The organism is Streptomyces sp. H39-C1 (genome assembly GCF_027158125.1).
GTDB classification, from domain to species: Bacteria; Actinomycetota; Actinomycetes; order Streptomycetales; family Streptomycetaceae; genus Actinacidiphila; species Actinacidiphila fildesensis.
The window spans coordinates 1-23,827 of record NZ_JAPVLS010000072.1 but is presented as its reverse complement, the minus strand read 5'-3'; the positions used below and the strand labels follow the sequence as shown (position 1 = coordinate 23,827).

Here is a 23,827-nt window from a genome sequence, read left to right as displayed (position 1 = left end):
GAGCGTCCGGGAGCGCCAGTTGGACCATCGTCGTCCTGCGGCGGGCGATCCGCAGCGCCCGGCCCGGCGGCAGGGTGCGCGGCTTGACGTTGCCGAACAGATATCCCTCGGCGGCCGGGCAGGACATCAGCAGGGCGGGTGTGTTGACCTCCTGCATGCGGCGCAGCAGGGCGTCGTTGAGGCCGCGGCCCGCGCCGGCCGCCGAGCGGGCGACGATCACATGCAGTCCGACCTCGAAGCCGAGCGGCAGATGCTCCAGGATCGCGTCGAACGGGCTGCGCATGGCGGTGGAACCGATCATGTCGTAGTCGTCGACCAGGACGAAGATACGAGGCCCGGTCCACCAGTCGCGCAACCGCATCCGGGCGGGGGTGATGTCCTCGCCGGGCAGCCGGGTGGTCATCGCCCGGCCGGTGCCGTCGATGAGGTCACGCAGCGGGTCGGCGGAGACCGCGTGTCCCAGCCGGTACTCCTCGGGAACGGCGTCGATCAGACCGCGGCGGTAGTCGACCACCAGGACCTTGGCCTCGGCCGGGGTGTAGCGGTCGGTGATCGCCTTGGCGACCAGCCGCAGGACGGACGTCTTGCCGCTCTCGTTGTCGCCGACCACGATCAGGTGCGGGTTGTCCGCGAAGTCGTGCCACACGGGGGCGAGCAGATCCTCGTCCACCCCGATGGCCATCCGCAGATCGCCGTCGGGTGCGGGCATTTCGGTGGCGCTGAGTGAGGTCGGCAGCATCCGGACCCGCGGGGCCGGCGGGGCATCCCAGCTCTCGGCGACCGCCTCGACGAACGCGGCCACGCCCTCGGAGAGGTCCTCGGGATCCTCGATACCGTCGATGCGCGGAAGCGCACCGAGGAAGTGGAGCTTGTCGGGCGTCAGCCCCCGGCCGGGTACCCGCGGAACCGCGGCGGCCTTGCGGATGTCGATGCCGGACTCCATGGGGTCGCCCATCCGCAGTTCGAGGCGGGTACCCGTCTGGTCGCGGACGGCGGGGGAGAGTTCGGCCCAGCGGGCGGTGGTGATCACCACGTGCACGCCGTAGTTGAGGCCACGGCCGATGACCCCGTTGACCACGGAGACCAGGTCGTTGAAGTCGTTGCGCAACGTGGACCAGCCGTCGATCACCAGGAAGACATCGCCGAACGGCTCCTCGGGGAACTCCCCGGCCGCGCGCCGCCGGCGGTAGGTGGCCATCGAGTCGATCCCGCGCTCGGCGAAGAACAGCTCGCGCTGGTTCAGCAGTGAGGTGACCTCCGAGACGGTGCGGCCGATCCGCTCGGTGTCCATCCGGCCCGCGACGCCGCCGATGTGCGGCAGGCCGGTGAGCCCCGCTAGGGTGCCGCCGCCGAAGTCCAGGCAGTAGAACTGCACTTCGCGCGGACTATGGGTGAGGGCGAGAGCCGAGATCAGGGTGCGCAGCAGGGTGCTCTTGCCGCTCTGCGGACCGCCCGCGATACCGACATGGCCGCCGGCTCCCGACAGGTCCACGGTGAACAGTTCGCGCTGCTGCTCGAAGGGCTTGTCGACGATGCCGACAGGGACCACCAACCGGGCCCGTACCTGGGGATCGGAGACGGTCAGTCCGTGTGCGGCGTCGGGCTCCAGCGGCGGAAGCACCTGGTCGAGGGTGGGTGGCAGACCCAGCGGCGGCAGCCACACCTGGTGGGCCGCCGGTCCGGCGTCGGCGAGCCGCTCCAGTGCGACGGAGAGCAGCGTCTCCCCGTTGTCGGGTTCCGGTCCGACGGGATCCGGGTCCGGGTCGGGCGTCGAGGGAAGATCGCGGGGGACCGTCCAGGAGGTGGTCCAGGGCACGATCTGGCCGGCGACCCGTGACGGTGGAATGGCACCGGCCCTGCTGCCGCGGTGCGGTCCTGACACGTAGGCGGCCCGGAAGCGGGTGAGGGCTTCGACTCCGCTCTTGAGGTAGCCGCTGCCGGGCTGCGGCGGCAGGTGATAGGCGTCGGGGACGCCCAGAACGCCGCGGCTCTCCATCGCGGAGAAGGTGCGCAGTCCGATCCGGTAGGACAGATGGCTCTCGAGTTGGTGCATGCGCCCCTCGTCCAGGCGCTGGGAGGCGAGCAGCAGGTGTACGCCGAGGCTGCGCCCGAGCCGTCCGATCATGACGAACAGTTCGATGAACTCCCGGTGTGCGGCGAGCAGTTCGCTGAACTCGTCGACGACGACGAACAGCGAGGGAAGCGGGGCGAGCGGTGTCCCGGCGGCGCGGGCCTTCTCGTACTCCAGAACCGAGGTGTAGTTCCCGGCCTTGCGGAGCAGCTCCTGCCGACGCATCAGTTCACCGTGCAGGGCGTCCTGCATACGGCCGACCAGCGCGCTCTCGTCCGCGAGGTTGGTGATGACCGCTGAGGTGTGCGGCAGGCTGTCGAGTCCGAGGAAGGTGGCGCCGCCCTTGAAGTCGACCAGGACGAAGTTGAGTGTCTCCGAGGAGTGGGTGAGGGCCAGGCCCAGCACCAGCGTGCGCAGCAGTTCGCTCTTGCCGGATCCGGTGGCGCCGATGAGCATGCCGTGCGGTCCCATGCCGCCGAGCGCCGACTCCTTGATGTCCAGCTCCACCGCGGTGCCGTCCTCGCCGATCGCGATGGGCACCTTGAGCCGGTCGGGACCCTCGGCGCGGCGCTGCCACAAGGTGGCCGGTACGTGCCGCCGCAGATCGGGGATGCCGAGCAGGGCGGTGAGTTCGGTGTCCGCGGCCATCGGCTCGCCGGCATCGGTGTTGATGCCCACGCGGTACGGGGAGATCAGGGCGGCGAGGCCACGGGCGCCGACCGGTCCCAGCGCGTCGGGGCGGCCCAGGTCGGTGGTCTGTTCCTTGCGTTCGCGGTCCGTGCGGACCAGCCCCACCGTCCCGTCGTCCACCTGGAGCCGCAGGGTGGTGCGGCCGGGCTTCCAGGACAGTTCGCCGGACAGGTCGATGACCACGGTGTTGCGGTAGCCGGGGCCGTCCGCACGGTGCCCGCCGGGAACCTTGCCGCCGTCGACGATCAGGACGGTGTACGGCTCCTCCCTGCCGGGCATGGCCTCCGGGTCGAAGGGCGATCTGGCGGTGAAGTCCGCGCCGAGCCGGTCCTCCAACTCGCCGAGGGTGGCACCCACCAACCGGGCGGGGCCCGCGCCGTCCTGCTCGCCCGGGTGCTGGGTGTGCGGCAGCCACTTCACCCAGTCCCACTCGGCGCGCCGTTCGTCACTGACGCACAGCGCGATCCACAGATCCTCGGGCGAGTGGAAGACGGCGAGTTGGGCGAGCATCGCGCGGACCAGGGCCCGGCTCTGCGCCTCGTCACCGCGCAGCAGTACCCGTGACCAGGCCCGCAGATACAGCGCGATGGGCTGGTCGGGCACGGTGCCGTAGGCCCGGATGAAGCTGCGCAGTGCGTGCGCGGACAGCGGTTCCAGGTCCTCGACCGGCTTGGTGGACATCGGTGCCAGCCGGACGGACAACCGCTGGTCGCCGACCGCGACCCGGATCTCGGCGAAGTCCTCGTCGGTGGGCCGGCGCTCCCAGAGCCGGGTGGTGCGGACCAGGGCCCACAGTCCGGCCGGCTCGGGATGGCGCCAGGCCAGGGCGAGTTGCTGTTCACCGATGGTGCGCCGGACCCGGCGCCGGGTCTGGGCCAGGTACCGCAGGTAGTCGCGGCGCTCGCCGCGCAGCCGGCGCTTGCGGTCTCCGGAGGTGCGCACCAACTGGCCGACGACCATGGCGACGGAGGAGAGCAGCATCAGGCCGATCGCCATGTAGCTCATGACGGTGGCCTCGCCGGGGCGGACGAACATCAGCAGCATCGCGACCGAAGTGAGTCCCATCGGCAGGTACATCCACATCGCCGAGGAGTTCGGCTGGGCCTCCGGGAGCGTCGGCGGCTCCTGCAGACTCAGCTCGCCCTGGGGCATGTCGGGACCCCGGCGCCGGGCAGGCCGCCGGAACAGAACCGTGCTCAAAGGGGAAGACTCCTACGGATCGGGGCTCTGTCCTGCCAAGGCGCTCACGCGCGGGGCGAAGCCATCTGCGTACTGGTTTCGCACGACGATCGATCGTCCAGGGATCTCCGCGTCACGGGTTTTCCCATGGCGTGGCGGCGGACTGCGAACGACGGGCTGGTCTGGCTGAGCCGATCCGGGGAACCCCTTCCCGATCACGGCTCAGGGAGACCGTACGTCAGGAGTGCGCCCGATGGCGAGCTAGGGTCTCGAATCACCGCTCTGTCATGATGCTGTCCGATCGTCAGGTGATCGTGAGGCAACGCCACAGCGGTAACGTGCCTCCTCATCCTCGGAACAACCCCTCATCGAAGTGTGGCGCTCCCATGACTGAATCCACGGTGGCCGGCCTGTGCCGGCTGACGGTCCGCACCCCAGAAAGGGTCGTTGACCTGGCAGTACCCGTCGCGGTCCCGATCGCCGACCTGCTGCCTGCCCTCGTCTCCTACGGTGGCGACGACTTGGCGGAGAGTGGCCTCGAACACAGCGGCTGGGTACTCCAGAAGCTGGGCGGCGAGCCGCTGGACGAGGAGAGCACCACACAGTCGCTGGGACTTCGCGACGGCGAAGTGCTCTACTTGCGGCCTCGCGCCGAGCAGTTGCCCGAGGTACATTTCGACGACCTCGTCGACGGTGTCGCCACGACGATGCGGGCCCGTGGGAACGCCTGGGACGCGCGGTGCAGCCGGGTGGTGCTCCGCGCTGTGGTGATGGCGGTGCTGGCGGCGGGTCTGCTGGCGCTCGCGCTGCCCGGCGGCGACCGGCAACTGCGTGCCGCGGTGGCGGCGGTGGCCGGAATCGTCGTGCTGGCCGGCGCCGCAACGGCGAGCCGGGCGGTGGGAGACTCCGCCGCGGGTGCGGCGATCGGCCTGATGGCGGCGCCGTATCTGGCCCTGGCCGGTGCCTTGTTGCCGTCCGGCGGCGCGGCGAAGGCGCCGGTGGGAGAGCTGCTGGGAGCCCAGCTGCTGGCCGGTTCCGCCGCCGGAGCGGGTGGCGCCGTACTGGCGGTGGCGGCAGTGGCCGCGTATGTGCCCCTGCTGACGGCACCGGCTCTGGTGGCCCTGGCGGGGGTGGCGTGGGGTTCGCTGATGCTGCTGATGGAGGTTCCCGCGTCCCATGCGGCGAGCATGACGGCCGTACTGGCCCTGGTGTTCGGCGCGTTGGTGCCGGCGCTGTCCGCGCGGCTCTCCGGACTGCGACTGCCGGCGCTGCCGACCAATGCCGAGGAGTTGCAGCAGGGCATCGATCCGCACAGCAACGAACTGGTCGTGGTGCGTGCCGCGCTCGCCGAGGAGTGGATGACGGCCCTGTTCGCGGCGGCCGGTCTGGTCTGCGGCGGCTGCCTTGCGGGTCTGCTGCTGGACCACCCGAAGCTCCCGGCCCTGATCACGGCCGGAGTGCTGGCCCTGGTCCTGCTCCTGCACGCACGCGGGATCGGCGGTGCGTGGTCCCGGCTGGCGGTGCTGCTGCCAGGACTGGCCGGCGGGCTGCTGATGGCCTGCGTCGCGTCGGCCGCGATCTCCCCGGGCACGCGACCGGTCCTGGTGGGCGTCCTGTTGGCGGTGGCGGCCGCCGCGGCGATCGCCTCGTGGTCCGTGCCCGGCCGGCGGTTGGTGCCGTACTGGGGCCGGATCGCCGACCTGCTGCACTCGATCGCCGCCGTCGCGCTGCTGCCGCTGGCGCTGTGGGTGCTCGGCGCGTTCGGCGCACTCCGCGGCCTCGGCAGCTGATCCGGTGACAGTGCGTTCCACGGCAGCGCTTCCGGCGACTACGGCTCCGACGACAACGGCTTCGACGACAACGGGGGAGGGACATCATGCAGTCCAGGCGTGATCAGGTACAGGCGCACATGTTCGTCGTCGGCAGGCTCACTTCGGGCATGCTGCGGGCGGACCCGGACGCCCCGGAGAGCCCGGTGGGCCGCACCATGCGCGGGCTGGGCGTCGGCATCGCGGTGTCGCTGCTGCTCTCGGTGGGCTTCGGGCTGTACGGCATGCTCTCGCCCGGCGGCGGCCAGTCGTTCGGAGACGGCCGGTCGCTGATCGTGGAGAAGGAGACCGGCAACCGGTACCTGCTGATCGAAGGCACCCTGCGGCCCGTCACGGACTACGCCTCGGTGCGGCTGATTCTCGGCGAGCAGCCCAAGGTGCGGACCGTCACGGTCCGGTCGCTGAGCGGGCTGCCGCACGGACTGCCGATGGGCATCGCCGGCGCGCCGGGAGCACTGCCCGCGCCCGGTGATCTCAATCAGGGCATGTGGTTCGTGTGCGCCACCACGGTCGCGGACCCGTCGGGAACCCCGCTCGCGCGGACCTCACTGAGGATCGGGACTCCGCGCTCCGGTCCCGACCCGGTGGCTGCCGGCCGGGACCCGGGCGACCAGGCACTGCTGGTGTCCGCTCCGGACGGTGCCCGGTACGTCCTGTGGCGCAATCAGCGACTGCGGCTCGACACGGCCCACGGCGCGGCACAGGCACTCGGCTACGCGTCCGCTCCTGCCCGCCCGGTCAGCGGAGCGTTCCTCGACAGTGTGCCGGCCGGCCCCGATCTGACGGCGCCGGAGATCTCCGGCGGTGGCACTTCCGGGCGCTCGCTGGGTGGAGCGGCGACGAGAGTCGGGCAGGTCTTCCTGGTCCGTCCGCCCGGTGGCCAGGAGCAGTACTACCTGATGACCACGGGTGGACTGCGGCCGGTGTCCGCGACGGTGGCGGCCCTGGTGCTCGGTGACCCGCGGACCACACAACACGCCTACGCGGGAAGGCCGGCCACGGCCCTGCCGCTGGGCGCCGACCAGTTGGCGGGCGCCGTGCCGCCCGCGACCGGGGGGACGACGGTTCCGAGTGCCTCGGACGGGCTGCCGGCGGTGCCTCCCCGGCTGCTGGCACCCGCGGACGGAGACGGACTGTGCGTCACGGTGCTGCCGGACGGGGCCAATCCCCGTGTCGGGCTCACCGTCGTGCCGGATGCGCGGGCCGCGGTCACCACGGTCGCTGTGCCCACCGGACTGGGTACCGCGCCGGCCTGCCTGCCGGTGGACCAGGTGTCGGTGTCCGCCGGGGGAGGAGCACTCGTCCAGGCGCTGGGCGCGGGCGGCGGCAGCATCGGATCCACCGCGTACCTGGTCACGGACACCGGAGTGAAGTACCGGTTGGCGTCGAAGGCCACGGCCAAGGCACTGGGCTACGACGGGACCGCCGCTCAGGGGGTGCCGTCCCGGTTGCTGGCCATGCTCCCCACCGGACCGACGCTGGATCCGGCTGTCGCCGCGCGAACGGTGACGGCTCCGCCTCTCTCCACCGGGTGCCGGGGCTGACCCGGTACAGGACCCGAGCCGCGGCACCAACGCCCGGTGGAAGGGAAGTTGACGAACGGCAGATATCAGACGTTGTCGAAGTTCGGCCGGATATATTGCGCCACGGTGGAACCGGACGGTTCCTGCGGCACTCTCCCCGGTCACATGTTTGATCATCGCGACTCCGCATGTCAGATGTGCAGCGCCAGACCTCAGACCTCAGCACCGCCCGTCAGAGCGGTGCCGACTCAGGGAAGGACTCCTCCATGGCGGAAGAGAACATCATGAACGGGCAGAAGTCGTCCGTCGCGTCGACCCGCAGCGGTATCGCGGCGCTGGAGCAGGCCTTCAGCGGCATCATGCGGATCCGCAACGACGTCAACTCCACGCAGCACACGCTCGGTTCGGGCTACCAGGGCTCCGACGGCGGCGGCTTCCAGAAGCTGCTCACCGCCTGGGACGAGCAGGTGGACGTGATCCTGCGGAACCTCGACAGCATGGTCGACACGCTCAACCAGACCATGGCCAAGCACAACGAGCAGCAGGGGTCCACGAACCAGGACATCGACTCGGCGTTCAGCCGGTCCGAGGCCGCCTTCAAGGCCATCACGGGCTGATCGCCCGACTCCGGTCGGCCAGGGCTGACCCCGGCCGAATCAGGTTCCTGACGAATCGTTCCCCCAGCACGGTGCCCGCGAACCGCGGGCACGCTCACCGAGGAGAGACCCCGTATGGCCGGCAACACGAGCGACGGCTTCATCCACGTCGACTACAGCTCCATGAACAACTCCGCCGACGACATGGTCCAGCAGACCAAGGCCATCGCGGCGACCATCGCCAGTCTCGACCAGGAACTCAGCACCCTGAAGGCCAGCTGGTCCGGTACCGACGCCGAGACCTACACCGGCAAGCAGCAGGCGTGGGACAACGCGGTCAAGGCACTGGAGCAGATGCTCACCTCGCACGCCGGTCTGCTCGGCCAGATCTCGGACAGCTACAAGTACACCGAGAACAGCCTGCAGCAGATGTGGAGTTCCGTGAAGATCGGCTGACGCCGGTCCCCCATAGCCGCGGCGCCGGCCGCCGCCCGCCCCCGTGGCGACAGCCGGCGCCGCACCCGACTCCCCCCTTCCCCCACCCTGTCAGCGGGGTCCGGACAACCAGCAGGAGCAAGTCGTGGCAGAGGCCGTAAACCTGACGCACTTCGACGGGGCGTCCCTGAAAACCTTCCTCCAGGACCACCTGATGCCGTTCGCCAATGATCTGAAGGCGATCCAGGACGACACCAGCGACGGCATCGCGTCCATGCCTCACGTGGCCGAGCGGCTGGCCGACACCAAGGCGGTTCATCTCTCCCCGCCCCTGAACATCGGGTACATGGGAAACGACGGCGGGGGCATCGTCGGCCATGCGCTGATCGCGAACACCGTGGCGGTGGCGAAGTCCGTCGGCGATGTCATGACGTCGCACGAGAAGCTCTTCAGGGACATCAACAAGGACCTCCTGGCGACGATCGACAAATACCTGAAAGCCCAGGGCGACAACCTCGATTCCATCGACGGCCAGAAATTCCTGGAAGGCATGAAGGACGTGGACCTGGACCTCGTGCCCAAGGGCCAGCCGCCGACGGTCCCGCCGACCGTACCGCCGCCGGTGACCAAGCCGTAGAACACCACCGGCCCGGTCCTTCCGCCCTGTTCCGCATTGCTTCTGGAGACGCACCGTCATGGCAGAGAAAACACCCGCCGACCCCCACACCTGGGAGGGGGCGGTCGCGTTGGTCACCGGCTTCGTCGGACCCACCCGGGAGGAGGTCGGGAAGATACCCGGAAGCAGCGAGATCCCGTGGCTCAAGGTGAACATTTCCAAGAGTTCGCCGTCGACCTCCCACACCTTGACGCTGAAGTACTGCGACGAACCGGACGGGGCGTGGAGTGTGACTCTCCTCGAACCCACCTACAAATACATCACGGTCGACTTTCCGTTCAGCGGGGCGACCCGCGGCCAGGACTTCAGCAACGGTGGCATAGCGGGGGTCTACGACTGGGGGTACGGAAACGCACTGGCCAAGCTCAAGAGCGCTCCGTACACCACCAAGGGATTCTCCGTCGGCCTCGACTACATCGTGGACGACACCGCGGCCGTCGATCTGACGAGCTTCGAGAAGACGGCCAGGGCTTTCGACCGGGCGGGAGAGTTCTTCAGGAAGCACGCGGACACTCTCGCGGCCTGGTCCAAGAGCCTGGGTGAGCCGGAATCGGCCTGGCGGGGAAATGCCGCAGGAATGTTCGCCCATCTGATCGACGAACTCGACACGGCTTATCAGAGCTACCAGAAGCAGTTGGAGCCGACCGGCTGGACCACCACCAACCATTCGGTCACCGACCCCTCGTACTCAAGCCTCACGCTGCAGGGGGACGGGCTGATCCGGGCGCAGATCGCCCTGCACACCTGTGTGGAGACCCTCCAGACCGCATGGGACAAGTGGATCAAAGCCGACAAGGCGACAGTGGCTTCCACGCTGCCGGACGGGACGGCGGGCACATCGGGTGCCCACTACCTGCCCACCAACACCACCACTGTTCTGTTGAACGAAATTGTCGACTGGGTCAATGCGAACAACACCGGGAAGATCCAGTACGGCACGTTCGTCACTACGGGCGAGAGCACGTTCAAGTCCACGACGACATGGGGAAAGCTCAGTGACATGGCCACCTGGAAGGCCATTGCGGACGAGGCGGTCAATCGCTGGAAACTGAACATCAAGGCGCAGCTCGACGCCCAGGTGGTCATCGCTCTGTCCGCGCTCAACGATGCCTGGAACGACATCAGCGACGGCAGCTCCGTCACGGGCGGCGGATTCAATCCGGGCGTGATCCACACGCTGACCCAGGACCTCGCCGACGACGTGACGAAGGGGACTCTCGACGACAAGAAGGACCCGGACGGCAACGACACCAAGGACAAGGACGGGTCCGGCGGGGCGGGCGACAAGGACGATCCAGGCGGTAAGGGCGGCCACATTCCGCCGAATCAGGTGACCTCGCACATCAAGCCGCCCGGCGGTCCCGGTCAGACCATCAAGAACCCGGACGGCAGTACCTCCACCCGTAACCCCGACGGCAGCACCACGACACACAACCCGGACGGCAGCGTGACCGTCCGCAAGCCGGACGGCAGTCAGATCACGACGGAGCGGAACGGGCAGACCCATGCAGGGGGTCCCAACGTGCTGCTCCCGCCCCCGCCGCCGCAGTCGCACATCCCTCCCGGCTCCGACCCGCGCAACCCCCTCAATCCGGGCGGCGGCGGTCCGCGGACGGTACGGAACCCGGACGGCAGCCAGACCACGTACAACCCGGCGGACGGCTCCCGCAGCACGAAGTTCCCCGACGGCACCACCACCACGATCGCCAAGGACGGCACCACCACGACCGTCAACCCGGACGGTGCCACCACGGTGCTGCACAAGGACGGCAGTGAGACCGTCACCTACCCGGACGGCACCCGCACCACCATCACCAAGGACGGCACGTCCAGCACGCACTACCAGGACGGCAGCAGCACCACCCATACCAAGGACGGGAAGCTCGTCACCACCGACGCGTCCGGCCACAGCACGGTCACCCGCCCGCCACCCGGAACCGTGGTCCACAACCCGGACGGCGGCACCACGACCTACAACGCCGACGGCAGCACGACCTCGACGCACATCAACGGGACGAAGACCACCATCGACCCGAAGGGCATCGTCACCACGACGGACCCGGACGGCACCAGGACCGTCTCCGATCTGCAGCACGGCACCTCGACGATCCGCTATGCCGACGGCAGCACGGCCGAGGTGGGCCAGGACGGCAGGGTCACCACGCACCACAAGGACGGCAGCAGCACTGTCCTCGCCCAGGACGGCACGCTGACGACCAAGGACCCGTCGGGCCACAGCACCACGACTCACCTCGGGGCCACCGACGACGGTTCGGCCGGCAACCCGGGCGGTCCCACCGTGCGCCACGGCAACGACGGGTCGACCACGACGACCTATTCCGACGGGACGGTCACCAAGAAGCTGGCGGACGGCACGGTGACCACCACCTATCGGGACGGCAGCACCTACACCACGGCTCCCGACGGCCGGGTGACCACCACACCGTCGAACGCCACCAGACTGCTGCAGGACTCCATGCACCGCAGCGGACCGTTGAACACGCCGATCCCGCTGGGCTCTTCGCATCCGCCGCCCGGCCTGGGAGGCGGCAGCGGACTGTCATCGCGGCCGGCCGGCGCGCCGGGCGAGACCGCCGGCGGGCCGGCGGTCCGCACCACGTCGACGCGTGCGTCCGGCTCGGCACTGGCGGCGGCCGAGGAGGCCGCCGCCCTCAAGGCCGGAGCCCGTCCGGCGACCACCTCCGGATCCGGAATGCCGATGATGCCGCCGGGCGGTGGCGGTGGCGGCGCCCCCGGTGCCGGAACCCAGAGCGACGAACGGGAACGCGTCACCTGGCTGGCGGCGGACGAGGACGTCTGGGGCACCGACGAAGGCGGCGCACCGGCCGTCATCGGACGCTGACCCACGCACCTCCCGTACCCCGCACCGCACAAACCGCACCCCACCGCACCCGCAGTCAGGAGGAACCACCGTGGGCAGTTCCATGGAGGAGAGCATCAACAAGTCGCTCGCCGAGTTCGAGGAGCGCCGCGCCCAGATCATGGAGCTGCAACGCGAGTTCCAGAGCGCAGCGGTCACCTCCACCAGCAAGGACCGGACGGTGGAGGTCACCGTGGACGCACAGGGCGGTATCACGGGACTGCGCTTCCTGAACACGAAGTACCGCACCATGCCGTCCGCCGAACTGGCGGCCGTGCTCATGCAGACGATCGGTGACGCCCGCGCGCAGGTGGCCCAGCAGGTGCTGGAGGCCTTCCAGCCGTTGAGTGGGAAGCAGCTCGGTGGTGGCGGTGCTGGAGGCGGCGGCCTGGACTGGGAGCAGTTGTTCGCACCGCTGCGGGCGGAGGGGATGACCACCCCGCCCGTCCGGCCCCCTTCGGGCAGTGGTCCCGCACGCACCGCACTCTCCGACGAGATCACCGAGGACGACGAACCCGCCGCCCCGGCAGCCCCTTTCCCCACCGACCGGAAGGACGAACGATGAGCGCCCTGAACGCCTCGACCCACGGCATGAAGGCGGGGGCCGTCACGACGAGCGATGTGTCCGCCTATGTCCACGAGATGATCAAAGACTTCACGCAGGGTGTCCAGGGCTGGTCCTCCTACGCGGGCACCGATGAGATCGGCGCCGCGTTCCGCGAGAAGTACGACCAGTCGGGACGCGCACTCGCGGACGCGGTCACCGGCTACGGCACCGCCGTCGAATCCAGTGCCCAGACCGTTCTCGACGGGGCCGCCCGGCTGCAGCACACCCAGAACAACGCGAACGGTGCCATGCCGCACCACAGCGGGAAGAAGTAGCACCCAGTGGCGATCCAGATCCCGTCGGAGTTCAAGTCCTTCATGGAAGTGCTGAGCGGCATGAAGATGCCCGACGGCAACGAGGACAAGATGTTCGCGCTCGCCGGCGTGCACCGGGATCTGGAGAAGCGGCTCAACGATCTGCCACAGATGCTCAACGACTGCGTGTCCTACACCGCCGGCTCGTTCAGCGGCCCGGCCGCGCAGCAGTACCGGGAGGCGATGGCGCCCTTCCTGAACAGCACCGGCATCGACTACATCAAGTCGATGTCGGGACAGGCCGCCATGATCGCCGAGTTCACCTCGGACACGGCGACCCAGATCCAGTACGCCAAGTACATGATCATCGCTCAGTGCATCGAACTGATGCTGGAGCTGGCCATCGCGCTCGCGCTCGCCTTCTTCACCGGCGGCGCCTCGATCCTCGAGTATCTGGCGAGCCGCGCCGTCGTCGAGTTCTTCATGAAGAACATGCTGGCCAGGATCCTCGGCCAGATCCTGCTGCACGAAGTCATCAGCATCGGCATGGGTGCGGCGATGGACAGCATGGTCCAGTGGATCCAGTTGCTGCAGGGCACCCGGGACCACTTCGACACCAAGTCGCTGATCGAAGCGGTGAAGTTCGGTGCCATCCAGGGTCTGATCACGCTGCCGATGGGCGCGGTGGGCGGGCTGCTCGGGAAGGGTCTCGGCAACCTCTTCGGCAAGAACATCTCCAGGGAGATCAGCAACACGGTCGGCAACACCCTCGGGAACAAGGCGTTCGGCAAGGAGTTGGGGGACATCCTCGGCCCCGCGCTGACCCGCGGAAACGGCCCGCTCAGCGAAGCGGCGGCCAACGCGCTCACCAGGAACGTCGGGAAGGCCTTCGCCGACCGGCTGGGCACCGCGGGCGAGCGGGAGATCGCACGCGCAGCAGGTGAGAAGTGGGCGAGAGAACTGCTGGGCAACTTCGGGAAGTCGACGCTGCCCGCCGCTCTGCGTACCTCGCTGGCCGGGCTGGAAGGCGTCATCGGCAAGGACCTGATGAAGGCGCTGAGCAAGGGCGTGCCCGACACGCTCGCCCGCGATCTGGCCCGCTCGTTCGGCAATCACCTCGGCCAGGGCCTGACCGAGGGCGTGACCCAGGTACTGGCCGAGGGCACCTACAACCTCATCTTCGGCGAGAACCACACCTTCGAATCGTCCGCGCTGACCTTCGGCTCCGGTGTGGTCGGGGGCCGGCTCGGGCATCTGGCGGAGACCGCCGGCAGTCATATCGGCGTCGGGCTCCACGAGAAGGTGTTCGGCGGATCACCGCAGGCAGCGGGCATCGGTACCCCTCCCACAGGGCTCACGGCGGGCTCCGGGAACGGCGGGACAGCGGCCGCCGCGACGACCGGCGGCGACACGACCACGACACAGGCCCCGACCACGACCGGCGATTCCACCACCGGAACGGGGACCGACGAGACGCTCCCCGTGCTTCCCCTCAGTGAAGTGACGGACAGCGACTGGGAGGAGTACTGGGGTGCGCCGGACGCTCATTCCGGCGCGGATGACTCCACGATGGACAAGGGCGACGGGGAGAGCAGCCCTCCTGTTCCCGTCATGGCGGCACCGATCGCCGTTCCCACGGCCTCCGGACCGGCCAGCTCGACTACTCCTACGACCCCGACGACCGCAACCCCGGGGAACGCGGGCCGGACCGTATCCGGACAGCAGGAGAAGCCCGGCGGCACCCCCGTCGCCGCGGAGACTCCCGGCAGCACCGGCACCGGCACCGGCAGCGGTACGTCCGAGGGCGGCGAGAGCTCGCCGACGCCGATCACCACGACGGACTCCTCGCCGGACCTGAACCCGGACGTGACGCCGGATGGAACCCCGGACGGGAATCCGGACGGGACGCCGGATTCCCCCCGGGTTCAGCCGGACACCGAGTCGGGGGAGCTGCAGTACCTCGCCGTCGGAGACGATCACCACACCGCGCCGCCGGAAACCGAGGCGCCCGTCTCCGTGGCCACGACGTCGGCGAACGACCCCACAAGGCCGCCCACCACGCCACCGACCGAGCCCCCCGCCGCCGTACAGCCACCGCCGACCAGGATGCTGGGAGCCCTGCCGGGCACCCAGACCGCACACGTGCCGGATGTGACCACGCCGCAGGATCACTCCCAGACCCCCGTCGTCACGGCGACGCCGGACGTCGCCGTCGTGCAGCCCCCCGTTCAGCCCCCGGTGCAGGCCCCGCCGCTCCTGCGGATCGCCGGCCGCTACTACGTGCCCACCGAGGGCCCGAGGGCGGGCGAATACACGTGGCAGAGCTACGAGGACTCGGCGACGGTGAAACTGCTGGGGCCGAACGGCGCGGAGGGCCTCACACCCGACAAGGTCACCGACTGGTTCGCGGAACACGGCATCGCGCTGCCGCCGGGTGGTATCCGGGACGCCCTGGACCACTTCCTCTACGACACCGCGCGGGACGCTCCCGTCGTCTACACACCTGATCAGGCGCGGCAGTTCAGGACGGAACTCGCCGCCCAGTCCTCGGCGAAGCACGCCGAGGCGCAGGAGCGGGTCCTGGAGGCGGTGTCAGGGCTCGCCAGGAGGATCACCGAGACGTATCCACCGGAAGAGCACGTCTACATCGGGCTCGGACGCAGTCCGGGCGCGGTGATCGCGGCACTTCAGGTGCACGCGACCACGGAGACCCAGGCCCACTCGATACCCCTGTCGGCGTTCCGCCCGGGGCCGGAGAGCCCCGGCTCGATCCAGTACCAGGCGTTCCTGCAGGGGCCCCAGCGCATACCGTTGGCTCCCTTGACGCTCGAACAGCGGGACATGCTGTTCGCTCACTTCGACGAGTTCGTCCCCGAGATCCCGCTCGGCAAGAGCGTGGTGCTTATCGACTACACCCAGGGCGGCCTCTCCCTGTTCGCGGCCGAACGGTTGCTGGGTGAGTACTTCGTCGACAAGGACCGGACCGACGTCGTCGTCAACTCCCTCGCCCTGCACCAGGACATCAACACGGACAGCATCCACCGCACCTACGCCGGGATCGGCAAGCCCCGGGGCATGTTCCAGGACCCCGGCGACTGGTTCGCGAACACGTCGGCCCGCGAGGAGTGGGCACGGCGGGTCGAACTGCTCTCCCTCCGGGCGGACGGAGAACTCGGCCCGGACGGAAAGGTGCTGGGGGAGTCCTTCAAGCACGAGGCGTTCGACGGGCTCTCCGAATTCGGCTCGTACAAACTGCTGGAAGTGGACCCGGCGACCTTCGATGCGGAGCGGCCCCGGCGCGTGGACGGTGAGCAGGCGACGGGCTACCACCAGACGCTCAAGCGCCAGCTCGGGGAGAACCAGGACGCCCCCGCCCCGATCCACACCACCAGCGAGGAGCCGACGGCACCGACCGCTCTCCACAGCCCTGACCAGGTGGGCGCCACACACCCGGACTCCCCGCACCCCGCGCCGGATTTCGGCGACCGGCAGGTGGTGTTCAAGGGTTCCGTGCAGGAGCAGATCCGGCAGGTGACGGAACGGTATCCGTGGCTGCCGGACGTGAACCCGCACCGGGACACGATCGAGGAGGCGCGGACCAACTGTCTGCTGACCGCGATCGCCACCGACATGTCACTGGCGGAGAACGTCGGCCACCAGGCGCCGCCCGCGGAGCTGAGTCCGGCCGACCATCTGGCCAACTACCGGCAGGACCGCCCTCCGCTGGCCGTGCACTCGTACGAGGACGTGGTGGCGGCGATGCACCAGGCCGGCCCCGGCGCGCGCGGCATGGTCGTCATCGGGACCGCCGGCGACCCCGTCGCGCACGTCCTCAACGTCGTTCACGACGAGAACGGCATCGTCTTCCTCGACGGCCAGACCGGCCTTCTCGCCGATCTCCCGCATGCCCCCGACCGGCTGGAGTTCTTTCCCACCCACGGCGATTTCAGCGAACCGACCACCCCGCACCATGAGGGCGTACCGGACGGCGGAAGCGGGCCACTGGGCGCCATCGTCAGCAAGAACCGCTGGCCGGCGGAGGTGCCGTCCGAGAAGCAGTGGAAGAGCTCGTCGAGTGTGGCGCTGGCGTCCCGGCCGGACGCGCTGACCGCCCTCGACCACGCCGTCACCGCCTTCCACGCCGCCCCGTCGGCCACACCGTCCGAGCGCCGGAGCCGGCTCGACGCCCTGCAGACGGCCGTCGAGAGCTGGGAGGACAAGCACCGGACGTTCACCGGCGAGGAGATCACCGAGAAGCGGGTGGGCGCGGTCCGGGACCTGCGCGGCTCGGTGGACGCGGCGCGGGTGCGGCTGGCTCTTGACCTGCGGGGTCCGCAGGCCGGCGACCCCCTGCCGTTCGTGGAGTACCGCCGGGTGGCCGTTTACTCCGCCGGTGCCATGACCGAGCGGGACGGGACGTTCCTGGGGGAGTCGAGGACGGACTACGAGGCGGCGAGGCAGGAGCTTCCCGGCTCGGCCCGCGAGGCCGACATCCGGGTCCGGATGCTGGAGACCAGGATCCGGGAGGCCCACGCCGACTTCGTGCGCAAGCAGGAGGCGCATCCGCCGGGTGAGGACCTGCTGGGTCTGTTCACCGCGCCCGAGTGGTTCTTCAAGCGACCGGAGATCCCCTTCACCCTCGGGGAGAAGGAAATGATCATCACGTCGATGCTCAACCTGAGCGCGGAACTCCCCGGGCTGCTGATCGTGCCCGGATCGACGGTGTGGTCCGAGCCGGGCACGCCCGGGAGCGTTGCCACCGACGGGCAGGTCTTCCGCGGCGACACCACGTTCAAAGCCGGTACGTCCGCTGTGCTGAACGGACGGCTGGTCCATGAGACGACGAAGAAGTCCGAGGGCATGGACGTCACGGGCTATACGCCGGACCGGGATACCCGCCGGACCATGGGCCCGGACCGGGCGGCCGTCGCGCAGAAGCGAGGTGAGGACTTCGCCCATGACTTCAACCGCGCGGGATCCGGCGTCACCGACACGGCGGCCTTCACCGTCGGAAACCGGACGATCACCGTCGAGATCTGCCTCGACCACGCCAAGAACCGGGCGTTCGACGAATTGAGCGCAGCCCCGAAGGCCGATCTCCAGATCGTTGTCTCGCACGGCGCCGCACTCACCCGTTCCGCCCTGCGGGCGGGCGGTATCGCCGTCCACAACGATGCTTCGGACCACTCCGGGAACACGGCCGGCGCCGTCCGCTCGGTGCACCGGGTCGACGACGAGGCCATGGTGCACTTCCCGCGGCCGCCGGGGAATGCCAGGCCGGCGACGGAGGTGCGTGAGTTCCACACGTACGCCGACGTGCGCAACCTCGACATGGGCATCCACGACCTGCCCGGCGCTGCCCAGCACCTCCTGGGTGCCGTGTCCGGCGGCCACCACGTGCCGACGGTGGGAGCGGAACCGGATCTGGGCACGCAGCGCGTCGTGCACGGGGGCTCGTCCGACCAGCTGACCCGCGCCGGGCTGGTGGAGCGGCACTATCCGTGGCTGCCGGGCGTGAACCCGTTCCGGGACACGATCGAGCAGGCCCGGACGAACTGTCTGCTGACCGCGATCGCCACCGATCTGTCGCTGTCCGAGGGCGTCGGCCACCAGGCCCCGCCCAGCGAGCTCAGCCCTGCCCACGACCTGGCCAACTACCGGGACCGCCCGCCGGTCACCGTCACCTCGTACGCGGAGGTCGTGGCGGCGATGCACCAGGCAGGGCCCGGGGCCCGGGGCATGGTGGTGGTCGGGACCGCCGGCGATCCCGTCGCGCATGTCTTCAACGTGGTCCACGACGAGAACGGTGTCGTGCTCCTCGACGGCCAGACCGGGCGTCTCGCCGACCTCCCGCCCGCGCCCGACCGGCTGGAATTCCTCCCCACACACGGCGACTTCCCCGAGCGGGACCCGTCGCCGCACCACGTGGCGGACGCGGGCGGCGACGAAGGACGGGAGGGGCCGCTCGGTGCGACGGACCGGGACAACCCGTCGGTCAGCACGCCGCCCAGGATGCCGTCCACCGCCGAGTGGAAGGCGTCCTCGGAGGTTTCGGGCTCCTTGAGGTCGCGGCGACTGCGGGACATCGATGCCGCTCTCGACGCCTACCACGCACCGTCCGGATCGGAGCGGACAATCACTCCGCAGGACCGGCTGAGCAGGCTCGGCACTGTACAGAAGGCCATCGAGGCCTGGGAGAGCACGAAACGGGACTTCACCGGAGCAGCCGTCGTCAGCGACCGTTCCGGCGCGGTCGCCGGGCTGCGGGGGTCGGTGGACGAGGTCCGCAGGAACCTCACACTCGAACTGCGGTCGTCCCTCGCCCCCGATCCGGGTCCTGCCCGGCGGTTCGAGCGGATCGCCGTCTACGGGGCCGGCGCCATGACGGACCGGAACGGTGCCTTTCTCCGTGAGTCGGAGGCCGCGCACGACCGCGTCATGACACGACTGCCCAGCACGGCCACCGAGGTCGACATCCGCATCGAGATGCTGAGCGACCGGGTCCGCGAGGCGCACCGTGATTTTCTGGTGCGGCAGCGGTCGGAGGCCGACCCGGACGCCCTTCTGGGGCTGTTCACCGCCCCCGAGTGGTACTTCAAGCGCCCGAAGATCCCGTTCACCCTGGGCGAGAAGGAAATGATCATTACGTCCATGGTCGCCCTGAGCCGGGAGCACCCGGATCTTCTGATCATTCCCGGGTCGACGGTGTGGGCGGAGCCGCACCCTTCCGGGAACGGCATCGTCATCAAGGCCGGATCGTCCGCGGTGCTGAACGGCCGGCTGGTCCATGAAACGACCAAGATGCGGGAGGGACTCGACGTCGACGGCTATACCCCCGGCCGGGAGGACCGCGCCGACTGGAAGGAGGACCGGAAGCGGCAGGCGCAGGCCCTGGCCAACGATCTCTACAACGGGTTCAACGCCGCGGGCAGTCAGGTCACCGACAGAGCCACGTTCACCGTCGGCAATCGCACCATCGCTCTGGAGATCTGCCAGGACCACAACAACCGGCGCGCGGTCAACGAGCGGACTCCCGCCGATGTCCAGATCCTCGTGGCGCACGGCTCCGATCTCCGCAACTCCGCTCTCCGGGACGGTGGCATCGGCGTCTTCAACGACGCCACCGACCACAGCACCATCATCGAGGACCCCAAGCCCGTGGGGGCGATGCGTCAGGTGAAGGTCGCCGACGGCGCCGGACGCCCGAACGCCTCCAGACTCCTGACGAACCGCACGCGATTCATCGAGTACGGCGATGTGGACTCCCTCTACATGGGCGTCTACGACCTGCCGGCGAACCCGGACCCCGTCCCGGGCGCCGTCGCGGAACCGGTTCCGGACACCGTTTCCTCCGACGGCCTGCTCGGCAGTGTCTGGAACATGAGCACACTCTCCTCGGAACTGCCGACGGAGACCGGCGGTCCCGGTTCCACGACGGTTTCCACCCGTCCCGGTTCCCTCGCCGACGAGACGTTCCTCGCCATCATCGGCGGCCAGGACACGGCAGCCCCGGAACACCCACAGGGCACGAAGCGACTCCGCGACGCGGACCCGGACGCGCACACCGATCCGTCGCAGGAGACGCCACCGGCCAAGCGCCCGTACACCGACGCCCCCCAGGGCGACCGGGGACTCATCGACCGCGGACTCGTGCCGCCCACCCCGGAACAGCACCGTGCCCTGAACGACCACGTCGCCTCGCTGAACCTCGCCGACGGCCAACTGCCGCACGTCACCTCCGAGTTGCTGCGCTTCGTCGCACCCACCGAGGACCGGGCGAACTGTCTGGAAGCGAACCTGTCCCTCTGGGACACCCTCGACGGCCGCCCCCGTGCGGCCGGCACGCTGCCCGGCAGCAGCCCCGAGCGGCTCGCCGTCTGGTCCCTGAGCAAGCTCCAGGGTCCCGCCTGGCACTTCGGCGAGGGCCCCCAGGGCATGGAGCAGGTCCGCACGCTCGTCCGTGACGGCGGCCCCGGCACCCGTGCTCTGGTGCTCGTCGCCGGAAACGGTGAGGTCGGGCACGCCGTCACGGTGCTGCACACCGCCGACGGGCGGATCCAGCTGATCGACCCCCAGCAGCGGACCGTTCACGACATCACGCAGGGCGACACCACCCCGCCGCTGCCCGACGACTCGTCGCGGCACAGCGTGTGGGCGCACGTCCGTGACGGTGACGGCATGCTGCTCAGGGGTGAGGGACAGTACGACGAGTCGCTGTACCACGACCATGCGGAAGGCACGTCGGGCCGTGACTTCGGCATGCTGCCCGGCGGGGAGGGCGAGGGCCTGCAACGGCTCTTCCCCCGGCGGCCGGCCGTCGAGCTTCCCGGCTGGAAGGCAGCCGCCGAGTCGTTCGAGACCCGGGTCGCGAAGCACGCCTACCGGCTGAGCAGGGGTGCCGGCCCCGCTCTGGACACCAACTCGCCGGTCACCAAGGCCCTCGCACGGCTCAAGAACGGGCTTGACGAGTTCTTCGGTACCGCGTCGGCGGCCGTATCCCTGCGGCCGTTCCTCAAGAATGACCGTGGCAGTGCGGGCCAGATCCAGCGCACCGGTCTCGCCGACGGCCATGTCGTGGAAATGCTGACGGGCGGAAATCCGCGGGAGAAGTTCACCGCCTTCTACAACGCCGCCTATTACGCCTCCAACGCGGGAACTCCCGCGGAGGACCGCGGGTTCAAGAAGGCCCTGATCGAACTGATGAGGACCGAGGACTGGGCCGCCGCGGGAAGAATGGGACTCGACGTCGACGCGTTGAAGTCCTACCGGGCGCAGCTGTACGGACCGCGGCGGGAGAACCTCCACGGTTTCCTGGAGCGGGCGCTCCCCGGGCAGGCCTACATGTTCGCCAACGATCCCTTCGCGCTGGGCAATCTGATCCTGTCGAAGGACGGTGCGACCTCGAGCCTGGTCGAGATGGTGCTCAGCCAGATATACCGCACGGCCCGCCCGGTGGACGACCACGAGTTCGGTTCCGGGAAGCTCACACCGGCTCAACTGGAGCGGCACAAGGCCGAACTCAGCGCGCGGGAACTGCGCTTCCTCCAGGACCATCAGGAGCTGGTCCGCATTCTCGGGGTTGACCTCGCCGCCGCCGAACTCGCCACCGTCCCCCGACTGCCCAACGGACTGCCCGACATCGAACAGATCATGCGCGATACGCCGGGGGCGGTGAACGTGAGGTACCGGGCGTCGGTGGAGCTGCCCGGAGCCTTCGAGAGCCATTTCACCCTCCACGAAGTGACGGTCCTGGTGGAGGCGCGGATGCGGCCGCGGGAAGGTGACCTCCCGCCGTTCATCAACGGACTTCCGGTCTCGGGGCCGGAACTGCCGCTGAGGTCGATCGGAGGCGAGGCCTACTACACGCTGGCCGAGTCCCGCTGGACCCGGGACATGGAGCAGCGCGGCATCCCCGTGATCGCGGGACTGTCCGGCACCACGACGAGAATGCTCAGCGCGTTCCAGTGGCTCAATGTCAGCGGCGCGACCCAGGCGGAATTCCTGGTCGGCCTCATCGGCTGGATGCGCCTGCACAACGACCACTCGCTGTACGAGATCCTGCGCGGCGCGCAGATGGCCGGTTTCGAGGGGGAGGGCGGCCGGAAGTTCGACCTGACCGACGCGGCGTCGATGTACCGCAGCCTCAGCGCGCTCGGACCGGCCTTCGACATGCGGACCTTCCGCGAGATACCCGTGGCCGACCGGCTGGGACCGGACAACCCCGACCCGATCCCCTGGCGGTACGGCCTGCTGCCGCACGAACTCCTCTACCGCGATGCGGCGCACAGCCCCGAAGGGTTCCTGGCGCTCGAGCGTGATCCGCTCGATCCCCAGGCGGACGATCCGCTGGAGCTGGCGACGGATCTGACACGGGAGCTGTTCGAGGAGAGCGTGACCCCCGGAAGTTCGGGAAACACCGAACTCGCCGACTGGTTCACCGCCCACCACCTCGATGCGGCGGACCTCGTGGTGACCTTCAACAAGGCGCACATCATCGCGCTGCTCGCGTACACCGGAAGCAACCACACGCTGATCAACCTGGCGATCGAGAGGCAACTTGGCGCGGACAGCAGGGTTCCGCTCCTGGACTCGATCTCGGTCGCCGCTCGCCTCAAGCTCCGGGGTTTCGTGGCCAAGGAACTGGCGGGGACGGATCCGGAGCTCCCCAGCATGTTCTTCCACGACCGGGCCGTGGCCGAGAACATCAGGGACTTCCACGCGGCTCCCGCGACCGACCTCGTGACGAGAGGCAGGCTCGAAGCGGAGCTCTACGCGAGGGTCGACGAACTCCTGCCCCGCATCGTCAAGGAGGCCAAGCTGCACGCCGACATGGCCGTGGAGGCGCTCCGTATCCTTCCCGGCGCCACCGCCGGACCCTTGTGGCGCGGTGACTGGGCGGCCGGCGCCGACACGACGTCACTCGGGGTCCTGGGTTCGCTGATGTTCACCTATTCCGGCGACACCGTGACGACCAGCAGCATCGCGAGCAGCAGCACCGACCATGACGTCGCGCTGGGCTTCGCGACCGACAACCCTTTGCTGCCCATGACGCACCGCGTGCTCCTGGAGATCACGCCGAACGGAGCCAACGGGCGGGACATCCACCCCTTCTCCGCGATCGACGGGGAGGGGGAGGTCACCTTCCTCCCCGGTGCCCGGCTCCGGATCACCGGGCGGGAGTGGCGAACGAGGTACGTCCCAGGGCCGAACGGCGCGCTGGAGCCACGGAAGTACGAGCTGATCACCTTGACGGAAGTGTGATCCGCCGCGCGCACGGTCGTACGCACACCATCGCAGGCACCGGACATCGGAGTACACGCATGACAACTGGCCGCCACGGCTGCCGCCCGCGCGTCGGACCGCGGAGCGTCGTATGACGCCGCGATGTCCCGCGCTGCCGCGCTGGTTCGGTGCGGCGGAGCGGCCGCAACCAGGAACCGACGGAACACCGGACGCTGCCGCCGGTGCCCCCGCCCCGGCGATCGGCCGACCCACCGCGGTCGCCCTGGCAGCCACCGGCCCGGGCACCGGCGAACCGGAAGCGTGCGCACCCGGCACACATCGGCTCGGCAGCACGGTGCTGCCG

Annotated in this window: 9 protein-coding genes and 2 pseudogenes; 10 read left to right on the top strand and 1 reads right to left on the bottom strand. The window is 69.5% G+C overall.

What is annotated here, in order from left to right:
- Positions 1-4: 4 nt before the first annotated feature.
- Positions 5-3,961 (bottom strand): annotated as a pseudogene (gene eccCa, locus O3W51_RS35100) (type VII secretion protein EccCa); the annotation flags it as partial.
- A 365-nt stretch (positions 3,962-4,326) separates the two neighbouring features.
- Between eccCa and eccD the strand changes: the two are divergent.
- From eccD to O3W51_RS35050, 10 genes and pseudogenes are all read left to right on the top strand, one after another.
- Positions 4,327-5,730, top strand: a complete 1,404-nt coding sequence (eccD, locus tag O3W51_RS35095; protein ID WP_138355664.1) for a type VII secretion integral membrane protein EccD — start codon at positions 4,327-4,329, stop codon at positions 5,728-5,730.
- An 86-nt stretch (positions 5,731-5,816) separates the two neighbouring features.
- Complete coding sequence (eccB, locus tag O3W51_RS35090; RefSeq protein ID WP_198357534.1) at positions 5,817-7,313, top strand: type VII secretion protein EccB; 1,497 nt, start codon at positions 5,817-5,819, stop codon at positions 7,311-7,313.
- A gap of 245 nt (positions 7,314-7,558) precedes the next feature.
- Complete coding sequence (locus O3W51_RS35085; RefSeq protein WP_232485105.1) at positions 7,559-7,909, top strand: WXG100 family type VII secretion target; 351 nt, start codon at positions 7,559-7,561, stop codon at positions 7,907-7,909.
- Positions 7,910-8,023: 114 nt separating this feature from the next.
- Positions 8,024-8,344 carry a WXG100 family type VII secretion target gene (locus O3W51_RS35080; protein WP_138355667.1) on the top strand — a complete coding sequence of 107 codons (321 nt, stop codon included), beginning with the start codon at positions 8,024-8,026 and terminating at the stop codon, positions 8,342-8,344.
- Positions 8,345-8,468: 124 nt separating this feature from the next.
- Entirely contained in the window at positions 8,469-8,960 is a 492-nt protein-coding gene (locus tag O3W51_RS35075; RefSeq protein WP_187145147.1) for a type VII secretion system-associated protein, read from the top strand.
- A gap of 58 nt (positions 8,961-9,018) precedes the next feature.
- Positions 9,019-11,862: an AAWKG family protein gene (locus O3W51_RS35070; protein WP_269288320.1), complete on the top strand. Its 2,844-nt coding sequence runs from the start codon at positions 9,019-9,021 to the stop codon at positions 11,860-11,862.
- Between the two features lie 70 nt (positions 11,863-11,932).
- On the top strand, positions 11,933-12,445 hold the full coding sequence (locus O3W51_RS35065; protein WP_138355671.1) for a YbaB/EbfC family nucleoid-associated protein: 513 nt from the start codon (positions 11,933-11,935) through the stop codon (positions 12,443-12,445).
- Positions 12,442-12,762 (top strand): hypothetical protein, encoded by a 321-nt coding sequence (locus tag O3W51_RS35060; RefSeq protein WP_138355673.1) that lies wholly within the window; start codon positions 12,442-12,444, stop codon positions 12,760-12,762. The genes O3W51_RS35065 and O3W51_RS35060 overlap by 4 nt, the downstream gene beginning before the upstream one ends.
- Before the next feature lie 6 nt (positions 12,763-12,768).
- Positions 12,769-23,502, top strand: coding sequence for a toxin glutamine deamidase domain-containing protein (locus O3W51_RS35055; protein ID WP_269288319.1), 10,734 nt, complete (start codon positions 12,769-12,771; stop codon positions 23,500-23,502).
- 112 nt (positions 23,503-23,614) lie between these two features.
- Positions 23,615-23,827: pseudogene (locus tag O3W51_RS35050) on the top strand (hypothetical protein); the annotation flags it as partial.